Genomic DNA, 11,922 nt, shown 5'->3' on the forward strand with positions numbered 1-11,922 from the left:
AGGCGCTGCTCGCAGTCATCGGTTTCAGGCCTTGGCGCGGTCCAGCAGGTATTGGGTCAGCAGGGGAACCGGACGGCCGGTGGCGCCCTTGTCCTTGCCGCCGCTGGTCCAGGCGGTACCGGCGATGTCCAGGTGCGCCCAGTTCAGGTTCTTGGTGAAGCGCGACAGGAAGCAGGCGGCGGTGATGGTGCCGGCCTTCGGACCGCCAATGTTGGCGATGTCGGCGAACGGGCTGTCCAGTTGCTCCTGGTACTCATCGAACAGCGGCAGTTGCCAGGCACGGTCGTCGGCAGCCTTGCCCGCGCTCAACAGTTGCTCGATCAGTTCGTCGTTGTTGCCCAGCAGGCCCGACGTGTGGGCGCCCAGCGCGACGACGCAGGCACCGGTCAGGGTGGCGATGTCGATCACCGCTTGCGGCTTGAAGCGCTCGGAGTAAGTCAGTGCATCGCACAGCACCAGACGGCCTTCGGCGTCGGTGTTGAGGATTTCCACGGTCTGGCCGCTCATGGTGGTGACGATGTCGCCCGGACGCGAAGCAGTGCCGCTCGGCATGTTCTCGGCGCAGGCCAGAATGCACACCAGGTTGATCGGCAGTTTCAGTTCCAGCACGGCGCGCAGGGTGCCGAACACGCTGGCCGCGCCACCCATGTCGTATTTCATCTCGTCCATGCCGGCGCCCGGTTTCAGGCTGATGCCGCCGGTGTCGAAGGTGATGCCTTTGCCGACCAGTGCGTACGGCTTCTCGGATTTCTTGCCGCCGTTGTATTGCATGACGATCAGGCGCGGCGGCTGGGCGCTGCCCTGGCCGACGGCGTAGAACGAACCCATGCCCAGCGACTTGATCTTCTTCTCGTCGAGGACTTCGACTTTCAGATCCTTGAACTCTTTGCCGAGGTTCTTGGCTTGCTCGCCGAGGAAAGTCGGGTGGCAGATGTTCGGCGGCAGGTTGCCCAGGTTACGGGTGAATGCCATGCCGTTGGCGATCGCGGTGGCGTGGTTCACGGCGCGTTGCACTTCGGCCTGAGCGGCCTTGATGGTCAGCAGGGTGATTTTCTTCAGGGCGCGCGGTTCGGCTTTCTGGCTCTTGAACTGGTCGAAGGTGTATTCGCCGTCGACCAGGGTTTCGGCCAGCAGACGGGTCTTGCCGTAGCTGTCGCGGTTCTTGACGATGATTTCATCGAGTGCCAGTACGGCGTCGCTGCCGCCCAGGCTTTTGAGGGTGTTGAGGATGCCAGCGACGATCTTGCGGAACGGACGGTCGCCCAGTTCTTCATCCTTGCCCACGCCCACCAGCAGCACACGTTCGGCTTTCAGGTTCGGCAGGCTGTGCAGCAACAGGCTCTGGCCGACCTTGCCGGCCAGGTCGCCACGCTTGAGCACGGCGCTGATGGCGCCGCCGCTCAGTTCGTCGACCTGCCTGGCGGCGGCACCGAGTTTGCGGCCTTCGCCGACGGCAACCACCAGGGTGGCGGTTTTCAACGTTTCTGGGCTAACGCTTTTTACAACCAGTTCCATGTCCGGATCCCTGAATGAATGGTCAACACACAGGCGTTCGACGTGTCCGCCGTCGCCTGCTTATAGAGAGAAGAGGCGCAGGCCAGTGCCTGCGACAGAGGCGGCAGTTTGAACCTCGCTCACCGCGCCTGACAACCCTCGGTTGTACGATCTTCAACCGATTGCACGCTTGCGTGTGTGCGCGCAGTGACAGGCGCCCTCAATCACAGGATAATGCCGCATCTTTTTTCGACGGCTCTGCCTTGCGGGCCCGTCGATACGTTTGCTTGTTTGGCCGCCTTAGCCTGACAACCCTGGAGTGTCTGGTTTGATCGTCTTCCGTTATCTGTCCCGCGAAGTCCTGTTGACCCTGAGTGCGGTAAGCGCCGTGCTGCTGGTCATCATCATGAGCGGTCGCTTCATCAAATACCTTGCCCAGGCCGCCGCGGGCCAGCTCGATCCGGGATCGCTGTTCCTGATCATGGGCTATCGCCTGCCGGGCTTCATGCAGTTGATCCTGCCGCTGGGGCTGTTCCTCGGGATTCTGCTGGCGTACGGCCGGCTGTACCTCGAAAGCGAGATGACCGTGCTTTCGGCCACCGGCATGAGTCAGCAGCGGTTGTTCCGCATGACACTGTTTCCGGCCACCCTGGTAGCTGTGGTGGTGGCCTGGCTGAGCTTGAGCCTGGCACCGCAAGGCGCCAACCAGTTCCAGCTGCTGCTGAACAAACAGGATGCCCTGACCGAATTCGACACTCTCGAGCCGGGCCGTTTCCAGGCCTTGCGCGACGGTACGCGGGTAACCTACACCGAAACCCTGAGCGACGATCGGGTCAACCTGGGCAGTGTGTTCATCTCGCAGAAGAACCTCGGCGCCAACCAGAAAGATCGCGGGATTTCCGTGCTGGTAGCTGAAAAGGGTCGCCAGGAAGTGCGTCCCGACGGCAATCGCTACCTGATTCTCGACAACGGCTACCGTTACGACGGCAGCCCGGGTCAGGCCAACTATCGCGCCATCCACTACGAAACCTACGGCGTGCTGCTGCCCAAGCCGGATGTCAGCGAGGAGGTCACCGACCGTGACGCCATGCCGACCTCGTCCCTGCTCGGCAGCGACGACATTCGCTCGAAAACCGAACTGCAATGGCGCCTGTCGCTGCCGTTGCTGGTGTTCATCGTGACCCTGATGGCGGTGCCGCTGTCGCGGGTCAACCCGCGTCAGGGGCGTTTCCTCAAGCTGCTGCCGGCGATTCTTCTTTATATGGCTTACCTGACCATCCTGATTGCCGCCCGCGGCGCCCTCGAGAAAGGCAAGATTCCACCGGCGCTCGGCTTGTGGTGGGTGCATGCGATCTTCCTGACGATCGGTCTCGGTCTGTTGTACTGGGAGCCTTTGCGCCTGAAGCTGGCCAGCCGTCGCAGCGCAGCGCTGGAGGTGGCCCGTGGTTAAACTCGACCGCTACATCGGCAGCAGCGTGTTCATCGCGATCATCGCGGTGCTGGCGATCATTCTCGGCCTGGCCACCTTGTTTGCGTTCATCGACGAGATGGGCGATGTCAGTGACACCTACACCCTGGTCGATGTCCTGAGCTTCGTGCTCCTGACCGCCCCGCGCCGGCTCTACGACATGCTGCCGATGGCGGCGCTGATCGGTTGCCTGATCGGCCTTGGCAGTCTGGCGAGCAGCAGTGAGTTGACCGTAATGCGCGCTGCCGGTGTCTCCATCGGGCGTATCGTCTGGGCGGTGATGAAGCCGATGCTGGTACTGATGCTGGCCGGTGTGCTGATCGGCGAATACGTGGCCCCAGCCACCGAAAGCATGGCCCAGGCCAACCGTTCGCTGGCGCAAGGCAGCGGCGACGCGCAAAGCGCCAAGCACGGCATGTGGCACCGCCAGGGTGACGAGTTCATTCACATCAACTCCGTGCAACCCAACGGTCGTCTGTATGGTGTGACCCGCTATCACTTCGACAAAGAGCGCCATCTGCTCAGTTCGAGCTTCGCCAAGCGCGCCGAGTTCGACACCGATCACTGGCAGCTGACCGACGTGACCACCACCAAATTTCACGAGCGCAGCACCGAAGTGGTCAATACGCCGGTCGAGCGCTGGGATGTCTCGCTGAGCCCGCAATTGCTGAGCACTGTAGTGATGGCGCCGGAATCGCTGTCGATCACCGGTCTGTGGGGTTACATCCACTATCTGGCCGATCAGGGTCTGAGCAACGGTCGTTACTGGCTGGCATTTTGGGTCAAGGTGTTGCAGCCGCTGGTGACCGCTGCGCTGGTACTGATGGCGATTTCCTTCATCTTCGGTCCGCTGCGTTCGGTGACCCTCGGTCAGCGGGTGTTCACCGGCGTGCTGGTGGGCTTCACCTTCCGCATCGTTCAGGATCTGCTGGGCCCATCCAGTCTGGTGTTCGGCTTCTCGCCGCTGTTCGCGGTGCTGGTGCCGGCTGGCGTGTGTGCGCTGGCGGGTGTCTGGCTGTTGCGTCGAGCCGGTTGATGAATAAGGTTTCACCCACGCTTTAGCTTTGAAAACGCCTCGGTCGCCAGACCGGGGCGTTTTTGCATGCAATCCGGGTGACAGGCGAACGTGACGCTTGCGCCGTGTATCAGGTACAATTCCCGGCTATTTTTCGGCGGGCCAAGCCTGCAGCCTTTTTGAGTGTTGATCCGTGAGTGATTTGAGTCATATCCGCAATTTCTCCATCATCGCCCACATTGACCATGGCAAGTCGACGCTGGCTGACCGTTTCATCCAGATGTGCGGCGGCCTGGCCGAGCGTGAAATGGAAGCCCAGGTACTGGATTCCATGGATCTGGAGCGCGAACGCGGGATCACCATCAAGGCCCACAGCGTCACCCTCTATTACAAGGCCAAAGATGGCGTCACCTACCAGCTGAACTTCATTGACACCCCGGGTCACGTCGACTTCACCTACGAAGTCAGCCGTTCCCTGGCGGCCTGTGAAGGTGCGTTGCTGGTGGTCGATGCGGGGCAGGGCGTTGAAGCCCAGTCCGTGGCCAACTGCTACACCGCCATCGAGCAGGGCCTTGAGGTCATGCCGGTGCTGAACAAGATCGACCTGCCACAGGCCGAGCCTGATCGCGTCAAGGACGAGATCGAGAAGATCATCGGCATCGACGCCACCGACGCCGTCACCTGCAGCGCCAAGACCGGCCTGGGTGTCGACGAAGTGCTCGAACGTCTGGTTGCTACCATTCCTGCGCCGACCGGCAATATCGAAGATCCGCTGCAGGCGTTGATCATCGACTCCTGGTTCGACAATTACCTGGGCGTTGTCTCCCTGGTGCGCGTGCGTCACGGCCGCGTGAAGAAGGGCGACAAGATCCTGGTGAAGTCCACCGGCAAGGTGCATCTGGTCGACAGTGTTGGCGTATTCAACCCGAAACACACCGCCACCGCTGACCTGAAGGCTGGCGAAGTGGGCTTCATCATCGCCAGCATCAAGGACATTCACGGTGCGCCGGTCGGTGACACCCTGACCCTGAGCTCCACGCCGGACGTTCCGGTGCTGCCAGGTTTCAAACGCATCCAGCCGCAGGTTTACGCCGGTCTGTTCCCAGTCAGCTCCGACGACTTCGAGGACTTCCGCGAAGCGCTGCAGAAACTGACCCTGAACGACTCGTCGCTGCAATACACCCCGGAAAGCTCCGACGCACTGGGCTTCGGCTTCCGTTGCGGCTTCCTCGGCATGCTGCACATGGAGATCATCCAGGAGCGCCTGGAGCGCGAGTACGACCTGGACCTGATCACCACGGCGCCGACGGTAATCTTCGAACTGGTGCTGAAAACCGGTGAAACGATTTACGTCGACAACCCGTCGAAGCTGCCGGACGTCTCGTCGATCGAAGACATGCGCGAGCCAATCGTGCGCGCCAACATCCTGGTGCCGCAGGAACACCTGGGCAACGTCATCACCCTGTGCATCGAGAAACGCGGTGTGCAGGTCGACATGCTGTTCCTCGGCAATCAGGTCCAGGTGACCTACGACCTGCCGATGAACGAAGTGGTCCTCGACTTCTTCGACCGTCTGAAATCCACCAGCCGCGGCTATGCTTCGCTGGACTACCATTTCGATCGTTACCAATCGGCTAATCTGGTGAAACTGGACGTGCTGATCAACGGCGACAAGGTCGACGCTCTGGCGCTGATCGTGCACCGTGACAATTCGCACTTCAAAGGTCGCCAGTTGACCGAGAAGATGAAAGAACTGATTCCTCGTCAGATGTTCGACGTGGCCATCCAGGCTGCCATTGGCGGTCAGATCGTCGCCCGGACAACCGTCAAGGCACTCAGAAAGAACGTATTGGCCAAGTGCTACGGCGGCGACGTCAGCCGTAAGAAAAAACTGCTTGAGAAGCAGAAGGCCGGTAAAAAACGCATGAAACAGGTCGGCAACGTGGAAATCCCGCAAGAAGCCTTCCTCGCCGTGCTCAGGTTGGAATAGTCAGGTCCTATGTCACTAAATTTCCCGCTGTTGCTGGTCATTGCCGTGTTCGTCTGCGGTCTGTTGGCGTTGCTCGATCTGTTGATCCTGGCACCGCGTCGGCGTGCCGCCATCGCTTCCTATCAGGGCAGCGTCAGCCAGCCTGACGTGGTGGTGGTCGAGAAGCTGAACAAGGAACCGCTGCTGGTCGAGTACGGCAAGTCGTTCTTCCCGGTGCTGTTCATCGTGCTGGTGCTGCGTTCGTTCCTGGTGGAGCCGTTCCAGATTCCGTCCGGCTCGATGAAACCGACCCTGGACGTCGGCGACTTCATTCTGGTGAACAAGTTTTCCTACGGGATCCGTTTGCCGGTGATCGACAAGAAGATCATCGAAGTCGGTGACCCGCAGCGCGGCGATGTGATGGTGTTCCGTTACCCGAGCGACCCGAACGTCAACTACATCAAGCGTGTGGTCGGCCTGCCGGGCGATACGGTGAGGTACACCGCCGACAAGCGTCTGTTCGTCAACGGCGAGTCGATTGCCGAACAACTGGTCGGCTCCGAGCCGGGCACGCTGGGCAGTGCGGAACTCTACAAGGAAAAACTCGGCGCCGCCGAGCACCTGATCCGCAAGGAAATGAGCCGCTACCGCGCCACGCCGGACCATACCTGGACCGTGCCGGCCGGGCACTATTTCATGATGGGCGACAACCGCGACAACTCGAACGACAGTCGCTACTGGGATGATCCGAACATTCCCAAGGACCTGCTGGGCATGGTTCCCGACCAGAACATTGTCGGCAAGGCCTTCGCGGTCTGGATGAGCTGGCCGGAACCGAAACTCAGCCACCTGCCGAACTTCTCGCGGGTCGGCCTGATCAAGTAAACAAACACGGCGCTGTTGACCACAGCGCCGAATGCATTTCTGGCGTCGGCACAACCGGCTCCGGGGCATGAAGCCACGATATTCAGGACGTCATTTTTGAACACAGCGTTAATTGTCCCAGGCCTGCGCCGTATCCCGGCGATGGCAGTGGAATCCAGCCACGAACTCAGCGTGGGTAAACCGTGAGCGTTTCTCTAAGCCGTCTCGAGCGTCAGCTCGGTTACACCTTCAAGGACCAGGAACTGATGGTCCTGGCCCTTACGCACCGCAGCTTTGCCGGACGCAACAACGAGCGTCTGGAATTCCTCGGCGATGCGATCCTCAACTTTGTTGCCGGCGAAGCCTTGTTCGACCGTTTCCCGCTGGCGCGCGAAGGCCAGTTGTCGCGTTTGCGCGCACGGCTGGTAAAAGGTGAGACGCTGGCGGTGCTGGCCCGCGGTTTCGATCTGGGCGATTACCTGCGTCTGGGTTCCGGCGAATTGAAGAGCGGCGGTTTCCGTCGCGAGTCGATCCTGGCCGACGCCCTTGAAGCACTGATCGGTGCGATCTACCTCGATGCCGGCATGGAAGTCGCCCGCGAGCGCGTACTGGCCTGGCTGGCCGGCGAGTTCGAAGGCCTGACGCTGGTCGACACCAACAAGGATCCGAAGACCCGCCTGCAGGAATTCCTGCAATCGCGCGGCTGCGAACTGCCGCGTTATGAAGTGGTGGACATCCAGGGCGAGCCGCACTGCCGTACCTTCTTCGTCGAGTGCGAAGTTGTCCTATTGAATGAAAAAAGTCGGGGTCAGGGTGTGAGCCGTCGCATTGCCGAACAGGTAGCGGCCGCCGCAGCACTGATTGCCCTGGGTGTGGAGAATGGCAATGACTGATACAAACGCAACGCGCTGTGGCTATGTTGCCATCGTCGGCCGTCCCAACGTGGGCAAGTCCACGCTGTTGAACCACATCCTCGGCCAGAAGCTGGCGATCACTTCGCGCAAGCCGCAGACGACTCGCCACAACATGCTCGGGATCAAGACCGAGGGCGACGTGCAGGCGATCTACGTCGACACCCCCGGCATGCACAAGGGTGGCGAAAAGGCCCTGAACCGCTACATGAACAAGACCGCTTCAGCGGCGTTGAAAGACGTCGACGTGGTGATCTTCGTGGTCGATCGCACCAAGTGGACCGAAGAAGACCAGATGGTGCTGGAGCGCGTGCAGTACGTGACCGGCCCGCTGATCGTCGCGCTGAACAAGACCGACCGCATCGAAGACAAGGCCGAGCTGATGCCGCACCTGTCGTGGTTGCAGGAACAGCTGCCGAACGCGCAGATCATTCCAATCTCGGCGCAGCAGGGGCACAACCTCGACGCGCTGGAAAAGGTTATCGCCGATCATCTGCCGGAGAACGATCACTTCTTCCCGGAAGACCAGATCACCGACCGCAGCAGCCGCTTCCTCGCCGCCGAACTGGTGCGCGAGAAGATCATGCGCCAGCTCGGCGCCGAGCTGCCGTACCAGATCACCGTGGAAATCGAAGAGTTCAAGCAGCAGGGTGCGACGCTGCACATTCATGCGCTGATCCTCGTCGAGCGTGACGGCCAGAAGAAAATCATCATTGGCGACAAGGGCGAGCGCATCAAGCGCATCGGCACCGAGGCGCGCAAGGACATGGAGCTGCTGTTCGACTCCAAGATCATGCTCAACCTGTGGGTCAAGGTGAAGGGCGGCTGGTCCGACGACGAGCGTGCGCTGCGTTCGCTGGGTTACGGCGACCTGTAACACCGGTTTTCTGTTACACCAGAGAACCCCCTGTGGGAGCGGGCTTGCCCGCGAATGCGCCGTATCAGTCGACATATACTTTGACTGACTCACCGCTTTCGCGAGCAAGCCCGCTCCCACAGTAGTTTTGGGGTGTGTGTAAAACTGCGTTTCGTCATCGAGAACTCAATGTCGCAAAGCCCGCCTCCCGCCCAACCCGCCTACGTCCTCCACTCACGCGCCTACCGCGAAACCAGCGCGCTGGTGGACTTCCTCACGCCGCAAGGTCGGCTGCGGGCGGTGTTGCGCAGTGCGCGGGGCAAGGCCGGGACGCTGGCGCGGCCATTCGTGCCGCTGGAAGTGGAGTTTCGCGGCAAGGGTGAGTTGAAGAATGTCGGGCGCATGGAGAGTGTCGGGAATGCAACCTGGATGGTCGGCGAGGCGCTGTTCAGCGGCTTGTATCTCAATGAGCTGCTGATTCGCCTGTTGCCCGCCGAAGACCCGCATCCTGCGGTGTTCGAACATTACGCTGCCACGTTGCTGGCATTGGCCGAAGGGCGGCCACTGGAGCCGCTGCTGCGTTCCTTCGAATGGCGGCTGCTCGACGATCTCGGTTACGGTTTTTCCCTTAATATCGATATCAACGACGATCCCATCGCTGCGGATGGCCTCTACCGTTTGCAGGTGGATGCCGGGCTCGAGCGGGTCTACCTGTTGCAACCCGGTCTGTTCAACGGCACCGAACTGCTGGCCATGGCCGAAGCCGACTGGTCGGCTCCCGGCGCGTTGTCCGCCGCCAAGCGACTGATGCGCCAAGCCTTGGCGGTGCATCTGGGCGGTCGTCCCCTCGTCAGTCGAGAGCTGTTTCGCAAGCCCTGATATGCTGTGCGCCGAATCTTTCCCTTCAGGAGCGCATCCGTGACCACCAGCAATCGCATTCTTCTTGGCGTGAACATCGACCACGTCGCCACCCTGCGTCAGGCCCGTGGTACGCGCTATCCGGATCCGGTCAAGGCTGCGCTGGACGCGGAAGAGGCGGGCGCCGACGGCATCACCGTGCACCTGCGCGAAGACCGCCGGCACATTCAGGAGCGCGACGTGCTGCTGCTCAAGGACGTGCTGCAGACCCGCATGAACTTCGAAATGGGCGTCACCGAAGAAATGATGGCGTTCGCCGAGCGCATTCGTCCGGCGCACATCTGTCTGGTGCCGGAAACCCGTCAGGAGCTGACCACCGAAGGCGGTCTGGATGTGGCGGGGCAGGAGGAGCGGATCAGGGCGGCGGTCGAGCGTCTGTCGAAGATCGGCAGCGAAGTGTCGCTGTTCATCGACGCCGACGAGCGGCAGATTGCTGCGTCGAAGCGCGTCGGCGCGCCGGCCATCGAATTGCACACCGGGCGTTACGCCGATGCCGAAACGCCGACCGAAGTGGCTGAAGAACTCAAGCGTGTGGCGGACGGCGTGGCCTTCGGTCTGGCCCAGGGCCTGATCGTCAATGCCGGCCATGGCCTGCACTATCACAACGTCGAGGCGGTTGCCGCGATCAAGGGCATCAACGAGCTGAACATCGGCCATGCGCTGGTGGCCCACGCGTTGTTCGTCGGCTTCAAGTCGGCGGTGTCGGAGATGAAGGCGTTGATCCTGGCGGCTGCCAAACACTAAGTATCAACATCCTGTGGGAGCAAACTTGCTCCCACATTTGTTCTGGGGATGGGTTAAAGCGGGGCGGGCTCTTGAGCGGGTTTCGACTTGTCGATCCCCGGCACATGCAGATTGCCCTCGGCCACCTGATCGCCTTCAAGCTGCGGCTGGGTCACCCAGGTGAGGATGTCGTAGTAGCGACGGATGTTCGCCACGAAATGCACCGGTTCGCCGCCCCGGGCATAGCCGTAGCGGGTCTTGCTGTACCACTGCTTCTGCGACAGGCGCGGCAGGATCTTTTTCACATCCAGCCACTTGTCCGGGTTCAACCCTTCCTTGGCCGCCAGTTTGCGCGCGTCATCCAGATGACCGCTGCCGACGTTGTAGGCCGCCAGGGCAAACCAGGTGCGATCCGGCTCCTGGATCGACTCGTCGAGCTGATCCTTCATGTAGGCCAGGTACTTGGCGCCACCCATGATGCTCTGCTTCGGATCGAGGCGGTTGGACACGCCCATGGCCTGAGCGGTGTTCTGGGTCAGCATCATCAGCCCGCGCACACCGGTCTTCGACGTGACCGCCGGTTGCCACAGCGACTCCTGATAGCCTATCGCCGCCAGCAGGCGCCAGTCGACTTTCTCTTTCTTGGCGTAGGTCTTGAAGTGTTGTTCATATTTGGGCAGCCGCTGCTGCAAGTGCTGGGCGAAGGTGGTGGCGCCCATGTAGCCAAGAACGTCGACGTGGCCGTAGTAGCGGTCCTTCAGGCGTTGCAGGGTGCCGTTCTTCTGCACCTTGTCCAGGTAACTGTTGATCTCGTTGAGCAGGCTGTTGTCTTCGCCGGCGGCCACGGCCCAGCTCTGGCTGCGGGCGTCGCCGAGGTCGAAGGCCACGCGGATGTTGGTGAAGTACACCTGGTTCATCGCCACTTCGTTGGAATCGACCAGGGTCAGATCGATCTGGCCTTCGTCGACCATGCGCAGCAGGTCGACCACTTCAACGGCGTCGGACTCTTCGTACTGGATGCCAGGGTATTTCTGTTTCAGCTCCGCCAGTTGTTCGGCGTGGGTGCTGCCCTTGAGCACCATGATCTTTTTGCCCACCAGATCGCCGGCGTCGGTGGGGCGCGACTGGCCGTTGCGATAGATGACCTGCGGCGTGACTTCGAGGTAGGAGCGGGAGAAGCGCACCTGCTTCTTGCGCTGTTCACTGCTGACCAGGCCGGCAGCCGCCAGTACCGGGCCGTTCGGCTTGCCGACCTGGTTGAACAGGTCGTCGAGGTTGTCGGCGGTCTCGATCTTCAGCTCGACCCCCAAATCGTCGGCGAAGCGCTTCACCAGCTCGTATTCGAAGCCGGTTTCACCGCTGCGATCCTGAAAGTAGGTGGCGGGGCTGTTTCGGGTGACCACCCGCAGCACGCCATCCTCCTTTACGCGCTCGAGTGTGTTGGGTTTATCAACACAGCCACTGAGCATCAGGAAGAGTCCGGTAGCGATCAGCCATTTGGCGTATCGCGGACGCAAAGCCGTTGGGGAAAACATGTGCGCAGTATACGCAAAGGACAACGGGCGCCATATCTCGACAGTGGCGGGGTTGTCTGCTAGGCATCACAAAACCGCGCGAAACCCCGCAGAAACGGGCCCGAAAGGCATTTTGTGACAGAAAAAATAACCCGCCTTGCGACACCTCATAAATTTGACCCTCAAGGCA

Annotated in this window: 10 protein-coding genes; 8 read left to right on the top strand and 2 right to left on the bottom strand. The window is 61.1% G+C overall.

What is annotated here, in order from left to right; all coding sequences use genetic code 11:
* Positions 1 to 24: 24 nt before the first annotated feature.
* Entirely contained in the window at positions 25 to 1,515 is a 1,491-nt protein-coding gene (locus AWU82_RS15235; RefSeq protein ID WP_064382431.1) for a leucyl aminopeptidase, read from the bottom strand.
* 307 nt (positions 1,516 to 1,822) lie between these two features.
* Between AWU82_RS15235 and lptF the strand changes: the two genes are divergently transcribed.
* The 8 genes from lptF to pdxJ all read left to right on the top strand — a co-directional run bounded on the left by lptF (position 1,823) and on the right by pdxJ (position 10,239).
* Entirely contained in the window at positions 1,823 to 2,944 is a 1,122-nt protein-coding gene (lptF, locus tag AWU82_RS15240; RefSeq protein WP_011332585.1) for an LPS export ABC transporter permease LptF, read from the top strand.
* On the top strand, positions 2,937 to 3,998 hold the full coding sequence (gene lptG / locus AWU82_RS15245) for an LPS export ABC transporter permease LptG (RefSeq protein ID WP_011332586.1): 1,062 nt from the start codon (positions 2,937 to 2,939) through the stop codon (positions 3,996 to 3,998). Before lptF ends, lptG begins: the two co-directional genes overlap by 8 nt.
* 172 nt (positions 3,999 to 4,170) lie before the next feature.
* Positions 4,171 to 5,967 carry a translation elongation factor 4 gene (gene lepA, locus AWU82_RS15250; protein ID WP_039769508.1) on the top strand — a complete coding sequence of 599 codons (1,797 nt, stop codon included), beginning with the start codon at positions 4,171 to 4,173 and terminating at the stop codon, positions 5,965 to 5,967.
* A gap of 9 nt (positions 5,968 to 5,976) precedes the next feature.
* Positions 5,977 to 6,831: a signal peptidase I gene (gene lepB, locus AWU82_RS15255; protein ID WP_064382430.1), complete on the top strand. Its 855-nt coding sequence runs from the start codon at positions 5,977 to 5,979 to the stop codon at positions 6,829 to 6,831.
* A 182-nt stretch (positions 6,832 to 7,013) separates the two neighbouring features.
* Positions 7,014 to 7,703, top strand: a complete 690-nt coding sequence (gene rnc / locus AWU82_RS15260; RefSeq protein ID WP_011332589.1) for a ribonuclease III — start codon at positions 7,014 to 7,016, stop codon at positions 7,701 to 7,703.
* Positions 7,696 to 8,598 carry a GTPase Era gene (gene era, locus AWU82_RS15265; RefSeq protein WP_011332590.1) on the top strand — a complete coding sequence of 301 codons (903 nt, stop codon included), beginning with the start codon at positions 7,696 to 7,698 and terminating at the stop codon, positions 8,596 to 8,598. Before rnc ends, era begins: the two co-directional genes overlap by 8 nt.
* A 168-nt stretch (positions 8,599 to 8,766) precedes the next feature.
* Positions 8,767 to 9,456, top strand: coding sequence for a DNA repair protein RecO (recO, locus tag AWU82_RS15270; protein WP_064382429.1), 690 nt, complete (start codon positions 8,767 to 8,769; stop codon positions 9,454 to 9,456).
* Between the two features lie 39 nt (positions 9,457 to 9,495).
* Positions 9,496 to 10,239, top strand: a complete 744-nt coding sequence (pdxJ, locus tag AWU82_RS15275; protein WP_064382428.1) for a pyridoxine 5'-phosphate synthase — start codon at positions 9,496 to 9,498, stop codon at positions 10,237 to 10,239.
* A gap of 53 nt (positions 10,240 to 10,292) precedes the next feature.
* Here pdxJ and mltF read toward each other — a convergent pair whose 3' ends face one another.
* On the bottom strand, positions 10,293 to 11,753 hold the full coding sequence (gene mltF, locus AWU82_RS15280; protein ID WP_084777029.1) for a membrane-bound lytic murein transglycosylase MltF: 1,461 nt from the start codon (positions 11,751 to 11,753) through the stop codon (positions 10,293 to 10,295).
* Between the last annotated feature and the right edge of the window lie 169 nt (positions 11,754 to 11,922).

This window comes from Pseudomonas glycinae (assembly GCF_001594225.2).
GTDB lineage: Bacteria > Pseudomonadota > Gammaproteobacteria > Pseudomonadales > Pseudomonadaceae > Aquipseudomonas > Aquipseudomonas glycinae.